Here is a 20541-nt window from a genome sequence, read left to right as displayed (position 1 = left end):
TTTGACTCCTCTCGTGCAACACCCGTTATGACCGCCGTCAAGGACAGCGTCCACGACTACATCTCGCTCGACCCCGTGGCCGCCGAACTGGTCGATACGCCCGCCTTCCAGCGGCTTCGACACATCAAACAGCTCTCGACGGTCCGGCTCGTCTACCCCTCCGCGAGCCACACGCGGTTCGAACACAGCCTCGGCGTCTACCACCTCGCCTCCCGCGCCCTCTCGCATCTCGGCGTCGACGGCGACCGCGCCGCCCACGTCCGCGCCGCCGCGCTCCTCCACGACATCGGCCACGGCCCCTACGGCCACCAGACCGAGGACCTCATCCGCCGGCGGACCGGCCGCGACCACGACGAGATTCACCACCTGCTCGGCGGGACCGAGGTCGGTGACGTCCTGACCGACCACGGCCTCGACCCCGACCGCGTCGCCGACATGGTCGACGGCGCGGGCGGCCTCGGACAGTTGGTCTCCGGGGAGTTGGACGTGGACCGGATGGACTACCTCGTCCGCGACGCCCACCACACCGGCGTCCCCTACGGCACCATCGACCACGGCCGCCTCGTCCGCGAACTCCGGTACCGGGACGGCGAACTCGTACTGGCCGAGGGGAACGTCCAGACCGCCGAATCGCTCCTGCTCGCGCGGGCGCTGATGAACGCGACCGTATACCGCCACCACGTCTCCCGCATCGCGGGCGCGATGCTCGAACGCGCCTCCGAGCGCCTCGTCGACGACGGCGTGCCAATCGAGGAGTTCGTCCGGATGGCCGACCACGACCTGCTCGTCGCCCTCGGCGAGCGCGTGCCCGACCTCGGCCGCCGAATCGAGCGCCGCGACCTCTACAAGCGGGCCGTCTGGGCCCCCATCGACGCCGTACCGACCGACGTGGTCGAACTCGACTTCGAGGCGACGCGGGCGGCCGAGCACGATATCGCCGACGCCGCCGACGTGTCGTCAGAGTCGGTCATCGTGGATGCACCGTCCCGGCCGCGAATCAAGGAGTCCCGGTCGCGCGTCGTCGTCAACGGCGTGGTCCGACGGCTCGAAGACGCCTCGGAACTCGTGGGTGCGCTCCGGTCGGCCGAGCGGACGCAGTGGCGACTCGGCGTCTACGCGCCCGAAGCCGTCCGCGACGAAGTGGCCGCGGCCGCCGTGGACGTGCTCGGGCTTCCGGTTCGCGTGACGACGCCCGTCTGAGGCGCGGGGAGCGCCGAAGACGCACGGCCGTCCGACCCTTTTTCACCGATGGCGGCCGATTCACCCACAATGACGACCATCAAGGACAGCGTCCACGACCACATCGAGGTCGAGGGCGCGGCCGAAGCCCTCCTCGATACGCCGGAGATGCAGCGACTCCGGCGCATCAAGCAGTTGGGAACCGTCCAACTGGTCTACCCCTCCGCGAACCACACGCGGTTCGAACACAGCCTCGGCGTCTACCACCTCGCCTCCCGCGCCCTCTCGCATCTCGGCATCGAGGGCGACGCCGCCGCCCACGTCGAGGCCGCGGCGCTCCTCCACGACGTCGGGCACGGCCCCTACAGCCACAACATCGAGGACGTGACCCACCGCTACACCGGCAAGTACCACGACGACGTGGAGGAACTCGTCGCCCGCGGAACCGTCGGCGAGACGCTGGAGGACGAGGGACTGGACCCCGAGCGCGTCGCCGCCTTGGTCGAGGGCGACGGCCAGTTCGGGCAACTCGTCTCCGGGGAGTTGGACGTGGACCGGATGGACTACCTCGTCCGCGACGCCCACCACACCGGCGTCCCATACGGCACCATCGACCACGAGCGCCTGATTCGAGAGCTGACGTTCGTCGACGGCGAGTTGGTCCTCGCCGAGGGGAACGTCCAGACTGCCGAATCGCTCCTGCTCGCCCGCGCGCTCATGAACCCGACCGTCTACCAGCACCACGTCGCGCGTATCTCGAAGGCGATGCTCCGGCGCGCGTCGGAGCGACTGCTCGACGAACCCGACATCGACGCCGAGGAACTCCGTCGGATGGACGACCCCGACCTGCTCGTCGCGCTCAAACTCACCGACTCGACGAGCGGGTTCGCCGAGCGACTGGCCACTCGCAACCTCTACAAGCGGGCCGTCTGGGCGGAGTTGCCGAACGTCCCCGACTCGATTATCGACGCCGAACACGACGCGCTCGCGGGGTTCGAGCGGGACATCGCCGACGCCGCCGACGTGTCGCCGGAGTCGGTCATCCTCGACGTGCCCTCGCGCCCGTCGATGACCGAGTCGTCGTCGCGGGTGATGGTCAACGGCGAGATTCGGCAGTTGGAGCGCGAATCGCCGCTCGTGCAGGCGCTCCGAACCGCACAGGAACAGCAGTGGCGACTCGGCGTCTACGCCCCGCGCGAGGAGACAGAGCGAGTCGGCCGCGCGGCCGCCGACGTGCTCGGTCTCGACGTGGACGGCGCGCTCGTCGCCGAGGTCAGAAGCGGCCTCAACGCGACGCTCGACGAGTTCGAGTAGCCGCCGTCCCGAGACGGGAGGTTCAAGCACCGCCGAGACGCATTCGAGAGCGATGCAACTCGAGGGTACGATACTCCGCGGCCGCGACTTCGACCCGGTCGAGGGGCGCGTCGTCGTCGAGGACGGCACGATAACCGCAATCGAGGAGACGGCGACCGATTCGACGGACATCATCCTCCCGGCGTTCGTCAACGCCCACACTCACCTCGGCGACTCCATCGCCAAGGAGGCCGGCGAGGGACTGTCGCTCGACGACCTCGTCGCGCCGCCGGACGGGCTGAAACACCGGCTCCTCCGCGCGGCCAGCACCGAGGAGAAAGCCGCCGCGATGCACCGGTCGCTCCGGATGATGGAGGCCGGCGGGACGGCGGCCTGCCTGGAGTTCCGAGAGGGCGGCGTCGAGGGCGTCGACGTCATCCGACGGGCGCTCGACGGCCGCGACATCGAGGCGGTCGTCTTCGGTCGCGAGACGGCTGACGCGATGGAAATCGCCGACGGCTTCGGCGCGTCGGGCGCGCGCGACGGCGAGTTCGGCGAACTTCGGAACGCGACCGAGGCCGCCGGAAAGCTGTTCGGTATCCACGCGGGCGAGCGCGACGCCCACGACATCAACGCCGCGTTGGACCTCGAACCGGACTTCCTCGTCCACATGGTCCACCCCGAGGCACTCCACCTCGAACGCGTCGAGGACAGCGAGATACCCATCGTCATCTGCCCGCGGTCGAACCTCGTCACCGACGCGGGCGTCGCGCCGATTCGCGAACTGGTCGACCGCACCACCGTCGCGCTCGGCACGGACAACGTGATGCTCAACAGCCCCTCGATGTTCCGCGAGATGGAGTTCACCTCCAAGCTGGCGGACGTTTCTGCCACCGAAGTCCTCCGCATGGCGACCGTCAACGGGGCCGAAATCGCCGGGCTGAACTATGGCCTCGTCGAGGAGGGCCGCGACGCCAAACTACTCGTCCTCGACGGCGACACGGACAACCTCGCGGGCGTCGAGGACGTGGTCCGCGCCGTCGTCCGCCGCGCCGGGCAGGCGGACGTGAAAGACGTGTATCTCTGAGGGCGGGCGACGGCCTCTCCTCCAGAATCCGCTCCCAACGGGCCGCAGAACGCTCACGAACGCCGACGTATTCTCGCAGTACTCCTCCCGTAGCAAAGGGTTATTACCGACCCCGAGAAAATGTTATCAAGTGTCATGGTGTTGTACGACCGAATCATCGTTCCCATCGACGGCTCCGCCGGCTCCGAGCGCGTCGCAGTCCACGCGGCGGCCTTAGCGGCCGTCCACGATGCGGAACTCCACGGGGTGTACGTGGTGAACGCGGGGAGCTTCGCGGGGCTCCCGATGGAATCGTCGTGGGAGGGGCTCGACGACATGCTGCGGGCCGACGCCGAGTCGGCGCTCGACCAGGTCGAGCGCGCGGCCGAGTCGCAGGGCGTCCCCGTCGAGACGCACGTCCTCGAAGGGACGCCGAGTCGGGAAATCGTCGAGTTCGCCGAGCGCGGCGGGTGCGACCTCATCGTGATGGGAACCCACGGGCGCGGCGGTATCGACCGCCTGCTCCTCGGGTCGGTCGCGGAAAAGGTCGTCCGAGCGTCGAAAGTCCCCGTCCTGACCGTCCGCATCGAGGGCGGCGGCGACGACGCGGAGGAGTTCGCCGTCGAGGTTCCGGACGACGCCGCGCCGGAGTCGCCCGCAGAGACGGACGGCGTCGCCGACTCGACAGCGACCGCCGACGGCGGAGAGTAGCGGAATAGTGAACTAGCCGACCGGCGGTGCAGGTTCGGTCGCGGTCTCAGCGCCCGTCGTCGGCCGGGCGCAGGTGTTCGCAGTCGCCGGCGTGGACTCGTTTTTCGCCCTCGTCGGTTCGGACGACGAGCGTGCCGGGGTGTTCGATATCGACGGCGTCACCCTCGATGACGCCGCTCGCGGTGTGGACGCGGACCCGCCTGCCGAGCGTGTCCGCCCGCTCGCGCCACGCGGGGAGGACGGTGTCGAGGTTGCCGCGAAGTTCGTCGAAGCGTTCGAGCACCCGCTGGACGAACACGCGGCGTTCGATGGGACCGGCCTCGGCGGCGACGCTCGTCGCGCCCTCGGGGAGGTCGGTGGGGTCGAGGTTGACGTTGGTTCCGGGACCGATGGCGAGCCACGAGACGCGGTCGGCTTCGCCTTCCATCTCGGTGAGGATGCCGCAGAGCTTCCGGTAGCCGCGGTCGTCTGGCGTGTCGACGTCGGTCGAACGGTCACCGGCGTGAGCCGGTGAACCTCCGCTCGCTTCGCTCGCGGAGACACCGTCGGACGCTTTCGCGCCCGATGGGTTATCGTTCGCTTCGCTCACGATAACGTCGTTCGGCCACTTGATGCTCGCATTCACCCCAGCCTCGCGCGCCGCGTCGCAGACGGCGACGGCCATCGCCAGCGTGTACAGCGGGGCGTACGCCGGCGGTTCGTCCGGGCGGACGAGCAGACTCATCCAGACGCCGCCGTCCGGAGCGGACCACTCTCGATTTTTCCTGCCTCGGCTGGCGGTCTGCTGGCGGGCGACGACGACCACGTCGCTCGCGCCCTCGGCGGCGAGTTCGCGGGCGCGGTCGTTCGAGGAGTCGAGCGTCTCGTGGAACTCCACGTCGTAGTCGACGTCGAGGCCGTACTCGATTGCCGGGCCGCCGTACTCCGGCACGTCGGTGACGACGTAGCCGTCGCCGGTGCTCTCGACGCCGAACCCCTCGTCGCGGAGTGATTCGACGTGCTTCCAGACCGCGGCGCGGGAGACGCCCAGTCGGTCGGCGAGGTCGGGCCCGGAGACAGGGCCCTCGGCGAGTGCGTCGAGGAGGGCGCGTCGCGTGTCGCTCATGGAGGTCGGTACCGGCGCACGGGAAAAGAGGTTCGCGGTTCGGGCGCTGTGGTCTCGGGGTCGAACGGGCTATTCGAGGACGAGCAGCACGTCGCCCATGTCCACGCTGTCGCCCTCGGAGACGAGGACCTGCGAGACCGTGCCGCCGCGCTCGGCGACCACGTCGTTTTCCATCTTCATGGCTTCGAGGATACAGACGGTGTCGCCGGGTTCGACCTCGTCGCCCTCCTCGACTTCGACAGAGAGGATGGTCCCCTGCATCTCGGCGGTGACGGACTCGCCGTCGCCCTCGATAATCTGCTGGGAATCGTCGTTTCCGCCGTCGTCGCGGCGCTTGCGCGGGCCGGAGGAGTTAGATTTGCCCGCGGACGCGTTCCCGACCGGGATGGCGGGTGCACCGCGCTCTTCGAGGCTGACCTCGAAGCGCTTGCCGTTGACCTCGACGGTGAAGGTGCGTTCCGTGACCTCGTCGTCGTCGTCATCGTCGGCGACGGCCTCGGGCGACCAGCGCTCGACGGCGGCCTGGATGCGGTCGGGGTCGAGCACCTCGTCGAGGTACTTCGTCGTGTGGCTCCCCTCGCGGAACGCCTCGTCGGTGAGCATGAGGCGGTGGAACGGGATGACCGTGCGGAGCCCCTCGATGTCGAACTCGGCGAGCGCGCGCTCGGCGCGGGCGAGGACCTCCTCGCGGTCCGAGGCGGTGACGATGAGCTTGGCAATCATCGAGTCGTAGTCGCCGCCGATTTCGTCGCCCTGGCGGACGGCGTCGTCCATGCGGACGCCGATGCCGCCCGGCGGGTCGTAGGTCGCGAGCGTGCCCGTCGCGGGCGCGAACTCCTTTTCCGGGGCCTCCGCGTTGATGCGGAACTCCATCGAGTGGCCCTCGATGTCCACGTCGTCCTGCGAGAAGTCGAGTTCCTCGCCGGCGGCGACGCGCAGTTGCCACTTCACCACGTCGAGGCCCGTCACTTCCTCGGTGACGGTGTGTTCGACCTGGATGCGCGTGTTGACCTCCATGAAGTAGAACTCGCCGTCCTCGACGAGGAACTCCACGGTGCCGGCGTTGGTGTAGTCGGCGGCGCGGACGCCGCGGCGGGCGGCCTCGCCGATGCGCTCGCGCAGGTCGTCGGAGAGCGCCGGTGACGGGGCCTCCTCGATGACCTTCTGGTGGCGGCGCTGGAGCGAGCAGTCGCGCTCGCCGAGGTGGCGGACGTTGCCGTGCTCGTCGGCGAGAATCTGCACCTCGATGTGGCGCGGCGCTTCGAGGTACTTCTCGACGTAGACGGATGCGTTGTCGAAGTACGCCTCGCCCTCGCGCTTTGCCGTCTCGAACTGCTCGTCGACCTCGTCCTCGGAGTGGACGACCTTCAGGCCGCGACCGCCACCGCCGCCTTCGGCCTTGATTGCGACCGGGTAGCCGAACTCGTCGGCGACGGCCTTCACGTCCTCGGCGGAGTCGGCGGGCTCGGTCGTCCCGGGGACGACCGGCACGTCGGCGTCTTGCATGAGCGCGCGGGCCTTCGTCTTCTCGCCGAGGCGCTCCATCGCGTCGGCCGACGGGCCGACCCACTTGAACTCGGATTCCTCGACTTTCCGGGCGAACGCGGCGTTCTCCGCGAGGAAGCCGTAGCCGGGATGGATGGCGTCGGCGTCGGCCTTTCGCGCGGCCTCGATGACCGACTCGTGGTCGAGGTAGGAATCGGCCGCGCGGGCGGGACCGATGTTGTACGCCTCGTCGGCGTACCGCACGTGCCCGCCGTGTTTGTCCGCCTCGCTGTAGACGGCGACGGTCCGGACTCCTAACTCCTCGCAGGCGCGCATGACGCGCACCGCGATCTCGCCTCGGTTGGCGACGAGAACCTTGCTGAACATTTGCGGTAGTCTTTCAGGGAACCGCACGTTATTCTATCGGTTTTACCAACGCACGTCGGTGGCCGATTCGACAGACGACGATTTACGTGTTCGACCGTGATAGAAGGCCCGAGCTTACACTTCTCTGGCACTATACGCCGCGAATACTGGTTCAAATCCAAACGGCCTTATGCGTGTGCCACACTACGACACGGGTAATGGCAGTACGAGTCGGCATCCTCGGTGCAACCGGCGCAGTCGGACAGCGATTCATCCAACTCCTCGAAGACCACCCGACGTTCGAACTCGCGGCGCTGACCGCGAGCGAGTCGAGCGCGGGCAAGCGATACGACGAGGCCGCGAAGTGGCGCGTCAACACCCCCATCCCGGACGACGTGGCCGCGATGGAAGTCGGCAGCACCGACCCCGCGGACGTGCCCGACGACATCGACCTCCTGTTTTCGTCGCTCCCGTCGTCGGTCGCCGCCGAGGTCGAACCCGAATTCCTCGAGGCAGGCTACGTCGTCTCCTCGAACTCCTCGAACGACCGCATGGCCCCCGACGTGCCGCTCACGATTCCGGAGATCAATCCGGAGCACCTCGACCTCATCGAGGTCCAGCGCGACGAGCGCGGCTGGGACGGCGCGCTCGTGAAGAACCCGAACTGCTCGACCATCACGATGGTCCCGACGCTCGCCGCGCTCGACCAGTTCGGCCTCGAACGCGTCGACGTCACGACCCTGCAGGCCGTCTCCGGTGCGGGCTACGACGGCGTCACCTCGATGGAAATCATCGACAACGCCATCCCGCACATCGGCGGCGAAGAAGAGAAGATGGAGACGGAGTCCCGCAAGCTTCTGGGCTCGTTCGACGGCGCGGAAGTCGCGCTCCACGGCGCGGAGGTCAACGCCTCGTGTAACCGCATCCCGACGCTCGACGGCCACCTCGAGAGCGTCTTCGCCGACCTCGCCGACGACGCCTCCCCCGAGGACGTCGCGGCCGCGATGCGCGAGTACCCCGGCGTCGACCTCCCGAGCGCGCCCGAACAGCTCATCCACGTCTTCGAGGACAACTTCCGCCCGCAGCCCCGCCTCGACCGCGAGCGCGGCGACGGCATGCAGATTTCCGCCGGCGGCATCCAGGCCACCGAGCACGGCGTGAAGTACAACTGCCTCGCGCACAACACGATTCGCGGCGCGGCCGGCGCGTCGGTCCTCAACGGCGAACTCCTCGCCCAAGAGGGCTGGATTTAGGCTATATCCACCCGTCGGCGTCGCTTGCAACCCCGCTTTCGGCGTCACGGGCTTTCTCTTCGTCTCGCCACTCGTCGGCGAGCCGACCGTACCGAAGTACGTCGACGTGGCCGCCGTCGACGAACCCCTGTTCCCGGTGGACGCCCTCGCGTTCGAAGCCGGCTTTCTCCAGCACGCGGGTCGACGCCGGGTTCGTCTCGTAGGCGTTCGCGTACAGCTTGTTGAGCCGGCGCTCGCCGAAGGCGTAGCCGCAGAGCGTCCGCAACGCGTCGGTCGCGTAGCCGTTGCCCCAGTAGTCGGGCGCGATAAGGTAGCCGACCTCGGCCGCGCCGGTGACGACGTTCGGCGGCTTGAGGCCGATAGTCCCGACCGGGTCGCCGCCGACCGAGACGACGAAGCTGATGTCGTCGCCGTCGCCGCGCGACTCGACCCACTCGCGCTCTGTCACCCGCGTCACCGGGTCGGAAGCGGCGATTCCCCGTCGAACCCGCGGGTCGTTGACCGTCTCGTGGAGGAACTCGACGTGCTCCGACTCGACGGTTCTGAGTTCGACGCGGTCACCTTCGAGAAACGCGGCTCCGGACATACACCGTCCGTCGTCGCGGCCGCACTTCAACGTGGGCGTGCGGAGCACGCGGTATCTGTCGACGAGTCCCACGGTACCGGTTCGATTCGGTCAGAGTTAGACACCGTTTTCACGCCGCGTCGACAGAGCGTGTCACATGTCTCGACGCGGTCTCGAAACGGGGCTCTCCGCCGGCCTGCTCGTCGCCGCACTCGGCGGCATCGCGTGGGCGACCGGCGAGCCGTTCGTCTTTCCCAGCCTCGGCCCCACGGCGTTCGTTCTCGCCTTCCGCCGTCGCGGCGGGCACTCCCGTCCGTCTCGCATCGTCGGCGGCCACGCCGTCGGTGCCGTCGTCGGCTTCGCGACCTACGCGCTCGTCGCCCCCGGCGTGACGCTCGCCCCGTCGCTCTCGGCCGCGTCGACGGACACGCTGCGACTCGTCGCGAGCGCGGCGGTCTCGGTCGCCGCGACGGGCTGGGGAATGGTCGAACTCGACGTGGTCCACCCGCCGGCCTGCGCGACGACGCTCATCGTCTCGCTCGGACTGCTCTCGACGCCCCAGTCGGTCGCGATTATCGTCGCGAGTGTGGTCGTTCTCGTGGGGGTCCACCGCGGGACTGACGCGCTACTCGGCGAGACGCGCGGAGACGCTCCGGGCGACACGAGTTCGCAGGGCTGAGAGTCGGTCGGGGACGATATCGTTCGAAGCAGACGGTGCGGGAGAATGGGGTGCGTGGCGGGCGAACGAGTGGTCGTTGCCCTGACGTGCCTCTGACAGCAGCAAATACTAACTCGTCACCGAGTCACTTATGATTTCTGTGAAACACGTTCGCATCGGGCGCGCTAGCGTCGCTCGCGCGTGAATGTGGCAACTCCCGCCGCCGGTGAGCCTCCGGCCCGACTGACATTCCGCGACAAGAGACACCGACGACGACAGGTATATGTGCCATGGTCTCAATTGACACGCTGTATCGCTATGAAGCCGTGCCACAGCTGTCAGGCGGTTATCGACGAGTACATCCTGGACAAAAAGCTCGAAGTGCTGCGCGACCTCACGGTTGACGACTTCAACCTGTGTGCGGACTGCACCACAGTCGTCGCCGATGCGTGCGTGGAATGCGGCGGTGGCGTCTATGTCCCGCGGGGCGAAACGACGGTCCCCGACTACTGTCCGGCGTGCCGCGCGGACCTCATCCGGCGGACGGGGAGTGACCCCGGCTGGACCTGCGATGCCGTCTCGACCTGAGTAGCGGTTCTCGGCCGTTTTTTGGTGGTTGTTGCTGGGTGTGACGGGAAGTCACACCGTGTCACGCTCGGAGTCACCACGAGATTTTTGTCCGTCGACGCAAAAATTGTTGTATGTCTGAAAGGACGATAATCGAGTTCGTCGAGGAGTGGCAACGTGGTGCGTTTCTCCTGATTGGGTCGGCGCTCGTTGGCGGTGTCTCCGCGGCGTTCGTCGGGTCCCAAACGGACGGATGATGGTCTTGTTGGCGTTCTTCGTCGGGTCGGTGCTAGTTCTAGCGTTTTCGTATCTGTTTTACAGGGAATGAGCGTCGGCTAAGGCCGTTGGCTTGCAGTAGTATCGTCGCCAACTGGGCCTCGCTGAGAGTCGAACGTCGAAAGACGGCCCCGCGAGCGGGCTGCGACTTCCGGGCTCGACGCTCAGTTCCGTAAACTCGGCCCCCGACGTGGCGTGCCTCGCCAGAGTCCTGACGAACTCACGGCTCGTCGTGTTGCGTCGGCAAAAGTATGGGACCGCTGAGAGTCGAACTCAGGTCCTACCGACCCCATCGGCAGAGGATACCACTACCCCACGGTCCCGGGGTGTATTCAAAACGATGCGTGTCTCGCGGTTAAGCCCTTCGTTTCGTCGCGGCGACGCGAAGGGCTGCCGTGCCACGGTATCGCACCGTCGTCGTGCGGTTCGAACGGTGCCACGAAACCGATTCCACTCCACGAGTACGCTTTTGCCGCCTCGGGAGTAATGACAACATATGTTCACGTCTCTCCAGAGCGTCCCGCTCGGACTCCTCCCGTTCGTCGCGATGCTCCTCGTCCTCCTCGCGTTGGGCGTCGCGGGCGTCCGGTGGTGGTCGATTCGTCGCGGTGCCGAGTCTGAACCGGCGGCGGACCGCCCCGAGGAGTCGCACGGTTACCCGCTGGCGTCGTGGCGCTACGTCTACGACCTCGACAAATCGGACGCGAAACGAGAGGTCGCGTCGGTCAACGAGCAGGCGGAGACGCTCGCGGACGCGGAGAAAAAGCGCCGGAGAAAGTAGCGCGAAACGGTCTCAGACTAACACGGCTTCCAGCGAGACGACCTCGCCCGAGTCGGCGTTCGCGTCGCCGACGAGTTCACCCAGACAGACGGCCGAACCGTCGTCGGTGAAACAGGCCACGAGGTCGCCGCGGGAGGCGTCGGCGTCGACGTCGAAGACGCCGGGCGCGTAGACGGGCGCGCCGTTGGCGACCTCGCGGGCCGCGCTGTTGGCGATGGTGACCGATGGGAGATGCGACAGCGCCCGCTCGGCGGGCGAGACCACGTCGCGGAGCCACGACTCGTCGCCCTCCTCGGCGAACGCGAGGGCGTCCGCGAGGTCGTGGAGCGTGGCGAGGTCCGCGTCGTCGAAGGGGTCGGTCGCGGTCCGGCGGAGGTGGCCCATGTGGCCGCCGGTGCCGAGCGCGAGGCCGAGGTCGTGACACAGCTTTCGGATGTACGTCCCCGACTCACAGCGGATGCGCAGGAGCGCCTGTCTGTCTTTCACTTCGAGGAGGTCGAGGTCGTACACCTCGCGGACGCGAAGGCGACGCGAGACGGCGGACTTCCGCGGGGGCTTCTGGTAGAGTTTCGATTCGAACTCGGCGACGGTCGAGTCGATGTCGGCCGGCGCGGGCCCGTGGAGTTCGAGCACGGAGACGTACTCCTTCGAGCCTTCGAGGAACACCTGCGCCATGCGGGTCGCGTCGCCGAGGAGAGTCGGCAGACAGCCGGTCACCTTCGGGTCGAGCGTTCCCGAGTGGGCGGCGCGGTCGACGTCGGCCATGTCGCGGACCCAGCCGGTGACTTGGTGGGCCGACGGCCCCGGCGGCTTGTCGAGGTTGACGACGCCGAACGAGAGCAGGTCGTCGACGCTCCGGTGTTCGGGTGGGTCTCGGAGCATGGTCAGAAGTCGTAACGGACGCCGTCGACCGGGTACTTGCCCTCGTCGGCCTCGGAATCGTAGGACTCGACCGCAGCGATGCAGATGGCGGTCACCTCGTCAGGGCCCCAGCGGGCGGTGTTGAGCGCGATATCGTAGATAGAGAGGTCCGTGATGTCGATGTCGTAGTACGCGTCGTACCGCTTGGCCTCGCTCGCCTCGCGGGTCGTCGTCTCCTCGCGGGCGATGTCGGGCGCTTTGTCCTCGCGGTCGGCGATGCGCTCGGCGCGAACGTCGACGGGGGCGTCGAGCCAAAAACGGAGGTCTGCGGCGTCGCCGGCGAGCCAGCCGGCGAGGCGAGATTCGAGAAGCACGTCGTCGCGGTCGAGCGCGATGTCGCGGAGGCGACGGTCGAGGTCGCGGTCGATCTGGTCGTCCTCCTCGGCGAGTTTGTTGAACTCGACGGCGGTCATGTCGCGCTCGGCGGCGAGTTCGCGGAAGATGTCCCCGCCGCTTATGTGTTCGAGGTCGAACGCCTCGGCGAGCGCGGCGGCGGTCGTGCTTTTCCCGCTGCCCGGTGGTCCGGAGACGGTCAGTAACATATCCATGCTGTGTGCGGTCGGCTAAAAGGTGTTATCGTTGCCGACGACCCCTGCGGAGGCTTCTCACGGGGGTGAATGCGAGAGAACCGAGGCTGGTGAGACGCGGAAACGGAGAGAGAAACGGAGTCGTTTCGAGTCGCTCGGGTCGGCTTACGACGCCGACGGCGACATGTCGATGTTCAGGCTCTTGCGGATGATCTGGGTGAAGCCCATCGAGCAGAGGAAGTACCAGACAATCCACGCCTGCATGGGACCGATAACTCCCTGCTTCCACTCGACGGACCCGACGAGCGGGAGCACGATGTTCTCGGTGACGATGTGCGGGTCGGAGCCCCCGCCGACGCCGATGGCCCAGTACATCCAGAGGAACACCGGGATGGTGAGGAACATGATCCAGACCATCGGGCGGAACTGCTCTTTGAACATGCCCATCTGGTCGCCCATCGCCTCCATCTGCTCTTCTTGAATCTTCTCGAGCGCCGCGTCGTCGCCGCGCTCCTTGGCGTCTTTCTGCCGCTGTTGGATGTCCTTCATCCGCTCTTGATACATGCCCATCTTCTCCATGTCCATGAGGTTCGCCTGCAGGAGCGTGGAGTAGAGGCCGGTCGCGAGCGCGAGGACCATCACGACGGCGTAGAACGGGAGCATGTCGGCCAGCGGGCCGAGCGCCACGTCCATCACGCCGCCGATGACGTTCCGAACCTCGGCGACCGAGTAGCCGAGGAACAGGCCGACGGTGACGACGGCCGCGCCCTTGTCGTACTTCGACCACGAGGAGTCGCCGGTGTCGGTATCGACCGACGAAGACGACGAGCCGCCGGAGTCGGACGTGTCGTCTTCGAGGCCGGCGCGGGTCTCCGCCGCGTCGGCGAGCCGGAACCCCTCGTCGCCGTCGACGAGGATACCTTTCTCGATGAGGCGACCCCACTGGCCGCTCGTGAGCTCGTCGCGAACGTCGGCCCACTCGACTTCTCCGTCGTCCGCCCGTTCGAGGACGGTTTCGACGGCGGCGCGCATGTCGGCGTCGGAGCCGACGAGGTCGCGCACCCGAGATTCGATTCGTGCCATTACCGCCCCTTTAGCAACCGGCTGTTATCAAGGTTTTACTCTGGAGACGAGAGCGAGCGCGCCGGCGCTCCGAGTATAGTCGGCGAAAAACGTCGTTCCGAGTGCGCGCTTACGCGTCGTCGACGACGGCCTGAACGTCCTCGAAGACCTCGTCCGGGGTCTGTTCGCCGTCAACCTCGACGAGGACGCCCTCGTCGCGGTAGTGTTCGATGACCGGCTCGGTGTTCTCCTTGAACACCGACAGGCGCTCGCGGACCGTCTCTTCGGTGTCGTCGTCGCGCTGGACGAGTTCGCCGCCGCAGTCGTCGCAGACGCCCTCCTCCTCGGGCTGGTTGAACTTCACGTGGAAGTTCGTGCCGCAGTCGTCGCAGACACGGCGGCCGGTGAGACGCTCGACGAGTTCTGACTCGGCGACCTTCAGGTAGATGACCGCGTCGAGGTCGGTGATTTCGGTGAGATACTCCGCCTGCGAGAGGTTCCGCGGGTAGCCGTCGAGGACGTAGCCGTCGGCGTCTTCCAGCGCGGCCTCGACGATTTCGTTGACGACCGCGTCGGGGACGAGTTCGCCCTTCTCCATGAACGAACGGGGCGTCCCGTACTCGGTCTCCATGTCCTTGTTCGCGCGCAGCGCGTCGCCCGTGGTGACGTGTTCGACGCCGTAGGTCTCGGCGAGTCGCTTCGACTGTGTGCCCTTACCTGCGCCCGGCGCTCCGAGCAAGAGGATGCGCTTTGCCATATCTGACCCCATCCGGCGAGAGCATATAGTGTTGAAGATACGTACTGAGTTCTGCGACGGCGTCGGTCAGAGGAACGAGACAATATTGCTCCTTGTTCGTCGTTCTACAGCTCTCATGGCCGTCCTATCGCGGTGTTCAAGGGTTTTGTTGCCGGTTTCACAGACGGAAGCGACACGTTCAACGGCGCGGCCCTCGTGGCACCGACAGATGCGCGATTCGTCCCTCATGCGCGACGCGTTCGGCGCGGCCACCGTCGAGCGCGCGTACGGTCAGTGGTGTACGCTCGAACGCGGCTGGCGCGCGACCGCCCTCGGTCTCGTCGTCGTGACCGTCCTCGCGACGTTCGGGCCGTGAGCGCCGGGGAGAGCTCGGACGCCGGCATCGGCCGGCTCGCGCGACTCGCACCGGGCGTCGGCCTCCTCGTCGTCCTCGCGGGGGCGGCGGCGCTCGTCGCCGGCTTCGTCCCCGGCGTCAACGCGCTCTTGCTCGGCGTGCTCTTCGGGGCCGTCGTCGCCAACACGGTCGGCGTCCCCGACTGGGCGCGGCCCGGCGTCGACACGCAGAAGCTCCTCCTCGAGACGGGTATCGTCCTGCTCGGCGCTCGCATCGCAATCGACGAACTCGTCGCCTCCGGCCCCGTGCTGGTCGCGCTCGTCGTCGTCACCGTCGCCGCGGGCGTCCTCCTCGTCGAGGCCGTCGCCGGGCGCGTGTTCGGCCTCGCCGACAAGACCGGGTCGCTTCTCGCGGCCGGCGCGAGCGTCTGCGGCGTCTCCGCGGCCACCGCCATCGCCGGCACCATCGACGCCGACGGCGAGTCGCTCACCCACGTCGTCGCCGCGGTCCTCCTGTTCGACGCGCTCACGCTCGCCGCGTTCCCCATCGCCGGCGACCTGCTTCCGCTGTCCGGCCGTCAGTTCGGCATCTGGGCCGGCCTGAGCATGTTCAGCACCGGCCCCGTCACTGCGGCCGGCTTCGCCCACTCCGAGGTCGCCGGTCGCTGGGCGACCGTGACCAAACTCGCGCGCAACTCCATGCTCGGCTTCGTCGCCGTCGCCTACGCGGTTCGCTACGCCGGCCGGGCCGAGGAGGCCGCGACCGGCCTGCGCGCCGTCTTCGACGGGGTCCCGCGGTTCCTCGTCGGCTTCGTCGCCGTCGCCGCCGTCGCCAACCTCGGCCTGCTCTCGGACGCGACGCTCGCGACCGTCGGCACCGCCAGCGACGCCCTGTTCGCGCTCGCGTTCGTCGGCCTCGGCCTCGACGTTCGGCTCGACGCGATGCGACAGACGGGCGCGGCACCGCTCGCCGTCCTCGGACTGCAACTGCTCACCATCAGCGCGCTCGCGCTCGTCGCGGTTCTCGCGCTGTTCTGACGCGTCGGCGGCCGTCACGGTCGCCACCGTCCGTGGCACACCGCCCCGACGCGGGCCGCTTTTGTACCGCCCGGGTGTAGCAACCCGCATGACTCGATTCGAGGCCGACACCACCCGCGAGCGCCGGAAGCTCTTCGCCGACGCCGTGTCGGCACACCGCGACCGCGGCAGCGCCTTTCTCACTATCGAGGCCGAGCGCCTCGACGACCTCGACGGCGAGGGTCCCGGCCCGTGGATTCAGTTCGCCGACCAGACGTTCAACATGGACGTGACCGAAGACGAACTCGACCGGCTCAAGACGCTCCTCTCGGAGTTCCCCGAGTTCCGCATCGACCAACTGGAGAGTCCCGAAGAGGCCGAGGGAACGAACGTCCGCATCACCGCCCGCTCGGACGCGAACCGCCTCGCCGGCTTCGCAGACCGCGTCTTTCAGGCGGTCTACGGCCGCGACGAGGCGTACCGGGCGTGGGTCACCGCCGTCTGAGAACGCGTTCTCTCCGCGTTCGATTCGCTTCGACGCGGTGCCCCGGTTTGCGAACTTCTAAATCTATTGCCGCACAACTCCCGCGCATGAACTCCCGACGGTCACGTTGTGAATTGGGCTCGCTCGCCCCGGCACAATCCCGTTCCGCCGGGTGGAATCGTCTCCCTCACTCCACTCTCGCGGGTTCGACACATGACTGAACACGTCGAACCGCTGTTCTCACGTCCGCTGCTTCCGCTCGCGAACACGGACGACGCCGAAGTCACCTGCGCCACCGCGTTCCCGCGCATCGCCGCGGCCGGCGGTCAAGCCTCGGTCGTCCACGTCATCGAGAAAGCGGGCGGCGCGCCGGACAAAGCCGGCGTCGAACAGCGCGAGGAGGTCGCGGACGAACTGTTCGATATCGCTCGCCGCGCCGCGGACGACGCCGGCATCGAACTCCAGACCGACCTCCGGTTCGCGACCGACGTCGGCGACGCCATCCTCGAGGCGGCGCACGAGGCCGACGCGACGGCCATCGTCTTCACCCCGCGCGGCGGTCGCTCGTGGTGGGACCTCTTTTCCGGCGCGGTCCGAGAAGAGCTGATTCGACACAGCGACCGTCCCGTGGTCGTGCTGCCACCGGCCGATTCCGACAAAGGCGGTGAAACATGACAGACGAGGAACTCGCAAAAGACCTCGGCCCGCTCGCGGCGTTGACCATCGGTATCGGGACGATGATCGGTGCGGGCATCTTCGTGCTTCCGGGCGCTGCGGTCCAACAGGCCGGGCCGCTCTCGGCCGCCGCGTTCGTCCTCGGCGGCGTCATCGCGCTCTTGACCGCCATGTCCGCCAGCGAACTAGGCACCGCGATGCCGAAGTCCGGCGGCGCGTACTACTACATCAACCACGCCCTCGGGCCGCTGTTCGGCAGCGTCGCCGGGTGGGGCAACTGGATGGGGCTCGCGTTCGCCTCCGCGTTCTACATGACCGGCTTCGGTCAGTACGTGGTGACGTTCCTCCCCATTCCGAGCCTCGTCCTCGGTGGTGTCACGGTTTCCGCCGTGAAGCTCGTCGCCCTCGCGGGCGGCCTCCTCTTCGTGTTCATCAACTACGTCGGTGCGAAGGAGACGGGGAAGCTACAGAACGCCATCGTACTCATTTTGCTGGCCATCCTCGCCGTGTTCACGGTCTTCGGACTCCTGAACGCGGACCTCGCCAAACTCCGACCGTTCGTCCCGCCGGACAAGGGCGTGTCGCCGCTCCTGCCCGTGACCGGCCTCATCTTCGTCTCGTACCTCGGGTTCGTCCAGATTACCTCCGTCGCGGAGGAGATCAAGAACCCCGGCAAGAACCTCCCGCGTGCCGTCCTCGGCAGCGTCGTCATCGTGACGCTGGTGTACGCGCTCGTCCTCCTGACCGTGCTGGCCGCCGTGGACAACAGCCTCGTCGCCGGGAACGAGACCGCCGTCGTCGACGTCGCCCGGCTCCTCATCGGTCCGGTCGGTGCAGGTGCGATGCTGTTCGGCGGCCTCCTCGCCACCGCCTCGTCCGCGAACGCCTCGATTCTCGCCTCCTCGCGGATTAACTTCGCCATGGGGCGCGACCGAATCGTCTCCACGGCACTCAACGAGATTCACCCCCGGTTCGGCACGCCGTACCGCTCTATCGCCATCACCGGCGGGTTCATCCTCCTGTTTATCCTGCTGGCTGACGTCAACACCCTCGCGAACGCCGGGAGCGTCCTCCACCTCATCATCTACGGGCTGCTCAACGTCTCGCTCATCGTGATGCGCGTGTCCGACCCCGAGGATTACCAGCCGGACTACCGGGTTCCGCTGTACCCCTTTGTTCCCATCCTCGGGGCGATTACGTCGTTCGCACTCATCGCGTTCTTCGCCAACACCATCGTCCTCCTCGCGGCCGGCTTCGTGGTGTTCGCCATGGTGTGGTACGCCGCCTACGCCCGCACGAAAGCGACGAAGCAGGGCATCCTCGGAAAGTACCTGCTCCAGCAGTCGGAGCAGCTCCCGGATGCCGCAGTCTCGGCCGCCACGTCGGTCCAGCCCGACGGGGGCTACCGCGTCATGGTCCCGCTTTCGAACCCCGAAAGCGAGCGCGACCTCATCTCGCTGGCCGGGGCCGTCACCAAGGCCAACGACGGGACGCTCGTCGGCGTCCACATCGTGAAAGTGCCGGACCAGACCGCTCTCGAATCGGCCCGCGAGGAGTACGACTTCGCCGAGGCCGACCGCCTGCTCGAACAGGCCCGCGTCGACGCCGACGAACTCGGCGTGGACATGGAGACGCACACCGTTCTCTCTCACCGGTCGTTCGAGGAAGTGTTCGACGCGGCGGAGACCTACAACGCCGACCTCGTCGTCATGGGCTGGGGCCCCGACAGCCACGGGTCGCCCGGCCGCGCCGAGAGCGCGTACGAGGAGATAACGCACGCGCTCCCCTACGACGTGTTGGTGCTGAAGGACCGCGGCTTCGACCCCTCGCACGTGCTCGTCCCGACCGCCGGCGGCCCGGACTCCGACCTTTCGGCGTCCATCGCCTCTGTCCTCCGCGAGTTCTGCGACGCGGAGATAGAGCTCCTCCACGTCGCCGAAGACAGGGACGTGGGTGAGCGCTTCCTCCGCGAGTGGGCCGACGAGCGCGGCCTCGGCGACGCCACACTCACCGTCGAGACCGGCGACGTCGAGAGAGCCATCGAGTCGCACGCGACCGACGCGTCGCTCCTCGTCGTCGGTGCGACGGAGCGCGGCCTGCTCTCGCGGCTCGTCAGCGGCACCGTCGTCATGGACGTCGTCGACGACGTGGAGTGTTCGGTCCTCTTAGCCGAACGGAGTCGCTCTCGGAGCATCAGAGAGCGCCTGTTCGGATAGCCGAACCGGGCCGCGGAACCGACCCGTTTTCTCGCAGACGACGGCCGCGCGTCGCCGCGGCACATTTGTTCTTCGCCGCCGTAGCGAGGGGTATGGCGAAGCAATCGGGGCTGTCGCGCGACGACGTGGAGCTGTCCGTCGAGGCGACGAGCCGCCGCATCGACGCGGGTGAGGTCACGCTCCACGCGGTCGAAGCCGGACCGGAAGACGGCGAACTCGTCGTCCTCCTCCACGGCTTCCCGGAGTGTTGGTACGCGTGGACGGACTACCTCCGCCCGTTGACCGAAGCGGGTTACCGGGTCGTCGCACTCGACCAGCGCGGCTACAACCTGAGCGACCGCCCCTCGGGCGTCGAGTGGTACAGCATCGACGAACTCGCCGACGACGTGGTCGGCGTCGCGGACGCGCTCGGCCACGAGAAGGCCCACGTCGTCGGTCACGACTGGGGTGGCGCGGTTGCGTGGTGGACGGCGCTCCACCACCGCGACCGGGTGCAGTCGCTCACCGCGATGAACCTCCCACACCCGGCGGTGCTCGCCCGCCACCTCAGACGCGACCCGGCCCAACAGCTTCGGAGCTGGTACGTCCTGTTCTTCCAACTGCCGAAGCTCCCCGAACTCCTCGCCCCCGTCGGCGACTGGGCCGTCCTGGAGCGGACGATGACCGGCTCCGCGCTCCCCGGCACGTTCTCGGCGACCGACCTCGACTGCTATCGCGCCGCGTGGTCGGTCTCCGGAGCCTACGGCTCGATGGTCGACTGGTACCGGGCGGTCGCCCGCGAGCGCCCGCGACCCCGCGTCGAGACGGTCGAACCCCCGACGCTCGTCGTCTGGGGGAGCCGCGACCGGTTCCTCCGGCCGAAGATGGCGCGCGAGAGCCTCGCGTTCTGCGAGGACGGCCACCTCAAGACGTTCGAGGAGGCGACCCACTGGATCCACCACGAGGAGCCGGTGGCCGTCGCCCGCGCGCTCGTCGAACACCTCGACGACGCGTGGCGGACCCCGAACAACACCCCCGACGAGGCGGGCCACCGTCCGGTCTGACCGTCGGCGGTCGATTCCGGTGTAGCGGCAGTATTCTCCGCAGTCTTATTGGAGCTATATAGGTCCATCGAGGGAACTTAGCGAGGTTCTTGTACGTCCGGCGTTCAGGTTGAAGCGACGCGGGCAGTCCGGTGGTGGGACTTTCATGCCCCTTCGAACCGTCTCCGCGTCTCTTCATGAGCAGGGACGGGGGACCGTCCC

At 67.7% G+C, this 20541-nt stretch carries 22 protein-coding genes and 1 tRNA gene; 15 read left to right on the top strand and 8 right to left on the bottom strand.

What is annotated here, in order from left to right:
* Nucleotides 1-27 precede the first annotated feature (27 nt).
* The 4 genes from C5B90_RS10435 (at nucleotide 28) to C5B90_RS10420 (ending at nucleotide 4249) form a co-directional block, all read left to right on the top strand.
* Nucleotides 28-1200 carry an HD domain-containing protein gene (locus C5B90_RS10435; RefSeq protein WP_115881279.1) on the top strand — a complete coding sequence of 391 codons (1173 nt, stop codon included), beginning with the start codon at nucleotides 28-30 and terminating at the stop codon, nucleotides 1198-1200.
* 69 nt (nucleotides 1201-1269) lie between these two features.
* The gene (locus C5B90_RS10430) at nucleotides 1270-2493 is read left to right on the top strand and encodes an HD domain-containing protein (RefSeq protein WP_115881277.1); all 1224 of its coding nucleotides are present in this window, start codon (nucleotides 1270-1272) and stop codon (nucleotides 2491-2493) included.
* A gap of 52 nt (nucleotides 2494-2545) precedes the next feature.
* Nucleotides 2546-3559, top strand: coding sequence for an amidohydrolase family protein (locus C5B90_RS10425; RefSeq protein ID WP_115881275.1), 1014 nt, complete (start codon nucleotides 2546-2548; stop codon nucleotides 3557-3559).
* Between the two features lie 135 nt (nucleotides 3560-3694).
* The gene (locus tag C5B90_RS10420; RefSeq protein WP_115881273.1) at nucleotides 3695-4249 is read left to right on the top strand and encodes a universal stress protein; all 555 of its coding nucleotides are present in this window, start codon (nucleotides 3695-3697) and stop codon (nucleotides 4247-4249) included.
* A gap of 46 nt (nucleotides 4250-4295) precedes the next feature.
* Here the strand turns inward: C5B90_RS10420 and C5B90_RS10415 are convergent, their stop codons facing one another.
* Both C5B90_RS10415 and pccA read right to left on the bottom strand, forming a co-directional pair.
* On the bottom strand, nucleotides 4296-5354 hold the full coding sequence (locus tag C5B90_RS10415) for a biotin--[acetyl-CoA-carboxylase] ligase (RefSeq protein WP_115881271.1): 1059 nt from the start codon (nucleotides 5352-5354) through the stop codon (nucleotides 4296-4298).
* Nucleotides 5355-5423: 69 nt separating this feature from the next.
* Nucleotides 5424-7226 carry a propionyl-CoA carboxylase biotin carboxylase/biotin-carboxyl carrier subunit gene (gene pccA / locus C5B90_RS10410; protein ID WP_115881269.1) on the bottom strand — a complete coding sequence of 601 codons (1803 nt, stop codon included), beginning with the start codon at nucleotides 7224-7226 and terminating at the stop codon, nucleotides 5424-5426.
* A gap of 197 nt (nucleotides 7227-7423) precedes the next feature.
* Between pccA and asd the strand changes: the two genes are divergently transcribed.
* Nucleotides 7424-8458: an aspartate-semialdehyde dehydrogenase gene (gene asd / locus C5B90_RS10405; RefSeq protein WP_042662103.1), complete on the top strand. Its 1035-nt coding sequence runs from the start codon at nucleotides 7424-7426 to the stop codon at nucleotides 8456-8458.
* A 1-nt stretch (nucleotide 8459) separates the two neighbouring features.
* Here asd and C5B90_RS10400 read toward each other — a convergent pair whose 3' ends face one another.
* Nucleotides 8460-9044: a GNAT family N-acetyltransferase gene (locus C5B90_RS10400; RefSeq protein WP_115882486.1), complete on the bottom strand. Its 585-nt coding sequence runs from the start codon at nucleotides 9042-9044 to the stop codon at nucleotides 8460-8462.
* Between the two features lie 136 nt (nucleotides 9045-9180).
* On the opposite strand from C5B90_RS10400, the gene C5B90_RS10395 reads away from it, so the two are divergent.
* The 3 genes from C5B90_RS10395 (at nucleotide 9181) to C5B90_RS21210 (ending at nucleotide 10505) form a co-directional block, all read left to right on the top strand.
* Complete coding sequence (locus tag C5B90_RS10395; protein ID WP_115881267.1) at nucleotides 9181-9702, top strand: HPP family protein; 522 nt, start codon at nucleotides 9181-9183, stop codon at nucleotides 9700-9702.
* 297 nt (nucleotides 9703-9999) lie between these two features.
* On the top strand, nucleotides 10000-10269 hold the full coding sequence (locus tag C5B90_RS10390; protein WP_004042445.1) for a hypothetical protein: 270 nt from the start codon (nucleotides 10000-10002) through the stop codon (nucleotides 10267-10269).
* 113 nt (nucleotides 10270-10382) lie between these two features.
* Nucleotides 10383-10505: a hypothetical protein gene (locus tag C5B90_RS21210; RefSeq protein WP_255566826.1), complete on the top strand. Its 123-nt coding sequence runs from the start codon at nucleotides 10383-10385 to the stop codon at nucleotides 10503-10505.
* A 271-nt stretch (nucleotides 10506-10776) separates the two neighbouring features.
* Here the strand turns inward: C5B90_RS21210 and C5B90_RS10380 are convergent.
* Nucleotides 10777-10847: transfer RNA gene (locus tag C5B90_RS10380), tRNA-Pro, on the bottom strand.
* Between the two features lie 173 nt (nucleotides 10848-11020).
* Between C5B90_RS10380 and C5B90_RS10375 the strand changes: the two genes are divergently transcribed.
* The gene (locus C5B90_RS10375; RefSeq protein WP_115881265.1) at nucleotides 11021-11305 is read left to right on the top strand and encodes a hypothetical protein; all 285 of its coding nucleotides are present in this window, start codon (nucleotides 11021-11023) and stop codon (nucleotides 11303-11305) included.
* A 12-nt stretch (nucleotides 11306-11317) separates the two neighbouring features.
* On the opposite strand, the gene C5B90_RS10370 is transcribed toward C5B90_RS10375, so the two are convergent.
* The 4 genes from C5B90_RS10370 to C5B90_RS10355 all read right to left on the bottom strand — a co-directional run bounded on the left by C5B90_RS10370 (nucleotide 11318) and on the right by C5B90_RS10355 (nucleotide 14572).
* A complete protein-coding gene (locus C5B90_RS10370; protein WP_115881263.1) occupies nucleotides 11318-12187 on the bottom strand; it encodes an RNA-guided pseudouridylation complex pseudouridine synthase subunit Cbf5 in 870 nt (289 codons plus the stop codon).
* Nucleotides 12188-12189: 2 nt separating this feature from the next.
* Entirely contained in the window at nucleotides 12190-12768 is a 579-nt protein-coding gene (gene cmk / locus C5B90_RS10365) for a (d)CMP kinase (RefSeq protein ID WP_115881261.1), read from the bottom strand.
* Between the two features lie 150 nt (nucleotides 12769-12918).
* On the bottom strand, nucleotides 12919-13836 hold the full coding sequence (locus C5B90_RS10360; protein WP_115881259.1) for a DUF106 domain-containing protein: 918 nt from the start codon (nucleotides 13834-13836) through the stop codon (nucleotides 12919-12921).
* A gap of 109 nt (nucleotides 13837-13945) precedes the next feature.
* Nucleotides 13946-14572, bottom strand: a complete 627-nt coding sequence (locus C5B90_RS10355; protein ID WP_115881257.1) for an adenylate kinase — start codon at nucleotides 14570-14572, stop codon at nucleotides 13946-13948.
* Between the two features lie 208 nt (nucleotides 14573-14780).
* Here C5B90_RS10355 and C5B90_RS20565 point away from each other — a divergent pair, with 208 nt between their 5' ends.
* The 6 genes from C5B90_RS20565 to C5B90_RS10330 all read left to right on the top strand — a co-directional run bounded on the left by C5B90_RS20565 (nucleotide 14781) and on the right by C5B90_RS10330 (nucleotide 20340).
* Entirely contained in the window at nucleotides 14781-14927 is a 147-nt protein-coding gene (locus C5B90_RS20565) for a hypothetical protein (RefSeq protein ID WP_158547222.1), read from the top strand.
* Complete coding sequence (locus C5B90_RS10350; RefSeq protein ID WP_115881255.1) at nucleotides 14924-15943, top strand: YeiH family protein; 1020 nt, start codon at nucleotides 14924-14926, stop codon at nucleotides 15941-15943. The genes C5B90_RS20565 and C5B90_RS10350 overlap by 4 nt, the downstream gene beginning before the upstream one ends.
* An 88-nt stretch (nucleotides 15944-16031) precedes the next feature.
* On the top strand, nucleotides 16032-16427 hold the full coding sequence (locus C5B90_RS10345; protein WP_058566910.1) for a hypothetical protein: 396 nt from the start codon (nucleotides 16032-16034) through the stop codon (nucleotides 16425-16427).
* 192 nt (nucleotides 16428-16619) lie between these two features.
* On the top strand, nucleotides 16620-17081 hold the full coding sequence (locus C5B90_RS10340; protein ID WP_115881253.1) for a universal stress protein: 462 nt from the start codon (nucleotides 16620-16622) through the stop codon (nucleotides 17079-17081).
* On the top strand, nucleotides 17078-19297 hold the full coding sequence (locus C5B90_RS10335) for an amino acid permease (protein WP_115881251.1): 2220 nt from the start codon (nucleotides 17078-17080) through the stop codon (nucleotides 19295-19297). The genes C5B90_RS10340 and C5B90_RS10335 overlap by 4 nt, the downstream gene beginning before the upstream one ends.
* Nucleotides 19298-19389: 92 nt before the next feature.
* Nucleotides 19390-20340 carry an alpha/beta fold hydrolase gene (locus C5B90_RS10330; protein ID WP_115881249.1) on the top strand — a complete coding sequence of 317 codons (951 nt, stop codon included), beginning with the start codon at nucleotides 19390-19392 and terminating at the stop codon, nucleotides 20338-20340.
* Nucleotides 20341-20541 lie beyond the last annotated feature (201 nt).

Source organism: Haloferax sp. Atlit-12N (assembly GCF_003383095.1).
In the GTDB taxonomy this organism is placed as follows: Archaea; Halobacteriota; Halobacteria; order Halobacteriales; family Haloferacaceae; genus Haloferax.
The sequence above is the reverse complement of the archived record's forward strand: the minus strand, read 5'-3'. Positions and strand labels throughout refer to the sequence as shown.

Coding starts and splice junctions, on each gene's coding strand:
- C5B90_RS10390 (WP_004042445.1), top strand. CDS start 10,000: ATGAAGCCGTGCCACAGCTGTCAGGCGGTTATCGACGAGTACATCCTG.
- C5B90_RS10370 (WP_115881263.1), bottom strand. CDS start 12,187: ATGCTCCGAGACCCACCCGAACACCGGAGCGTCGACGACCTGCTCTCG.
- C5B90_RS10345 (WP_058566910.1), top strand. CDS start 16,032: ATGACTCGATTCGAGGCCGACACCACCCGCGAGCGCCGGAAGCTCTTC.
- C5B90_RS10340 (WP_115881253.1), top strand. CDS start 16,620: ATGACTGAACACGTCGAACCGCTGTTCTCACGTCCGCTGCTTCCGCTC.
- C5B90_RS10425 (WP_115881275.1), top strand. CDS start 2,546: ATGCAACTCGAGGGTACGATACTCCGCGGCCGCGACTTCGACCCGGTC.
- C5B90_RS10335 (WP_115881251.1), top strand. CDS start 17,078: ATGACAGACGAGGAACTCGCAAAAGACCTCGGCCCGCTCGCGGCGTTG.
- C5B90_RS10395 (WP_115881267.1), top strand. CDS start 9,181: ATGTCTCGACGCGGTCTCGAAACGGGGCTCTCCGCCGGCCTGCTCGTC.
- C5B90_RS10430 (WP_115881277.1), top strand. CDS start 1,270: ATGACGACCATCAAGGACAGCGTCCACGACCACATCGAGGTCGAGGGC.
- cmk (WP_115881261.1), bottom strand. CDS start 12,768: ATGTTACTGACCGTCTCCGGACCACCGGGCAGCGGGAAAAGCACGACC.
- C5B90_RS10420 (WP_115881273.1), top strand. CDS start 3,695: ATGGTGTTGTACGACCGAATCATCGTTCCCATCGACGGCTCCGCCGGC.
- asd (WP_042662103.1), top strand. CDS start 7,424: ATGGCAGTACGAGTCGGCATCCTCGGTGCAACCGGCGCAGTCGGACAG.
- C5B90_RS10330 (WP_115881249.1), top strand. CDS start 19,390: ATGGCGAAGCAATCGGGGCTGTCGCGCGACGACGTGGAGCTGTCCGTC.
- C5B90_RS10360 (WP_115881259.1), bottom strand. CDS start 13,836: ATGGCACGAATCGAATCTCGGGTGCGCGACCTCGTCGGCTCCGACGCC.
- C5B90_RS10435 (WP_115881279.1), top strand. CDS start 28: ATGACCGCCGTCAAGGACAGCGTCCACGACTACATCTCGCTCGACCCC.
- C5B90_RS10375 (WP_115881265.1), top strand. CDS start 11,021: ATGTTCACGTCTCTCCAGAGCGTCCCGCTCGGACTCCTCCCGTTCGTC.
- C5B90_RS21210 (WP_255566826.1), top strand. CDS start 10,383: ATGTCTGAAAGGACGATAATCGAGTTCGTCGAGGAGTGGCAACGTGGT.
- pccA (WP_115881269.1), bottom strand. CDS start 7,226: ATGTTCAGCAAGGTTCTCGTCGCCAACCGAGGCGAGATCGCGGTGCGC.
- C5B90_RS20565 (WP_158547222.1), top strand. CDS start 14,781: ATGCGCGATTCGTCCCTCATGCGCGACGCGTTCGGCGCGGCCACCGTC.
- C5B90_RS10400 (WP_115882486.1), bottom strand. CDS start 9,044: ATGTCCGGAGCCGCGTTTCTCGAAGGTGACCGCGTCGAACTCAGAACC.
- C5B90_RS10355 (WP_115881257.1), bottom strand. CDS start 14,572: ATGGCAAAGCGCATCCTCTTGCTCGGAGCGCCGGGCGCAGGTAAGGGC.
- C5B90_RS10415 (WP_115881271.1), bottom strand. CDS start 5,354: ATGAGCGACACGCGACGCGCCCTCCTCGACGCACTCGCCGAGGGCCCT.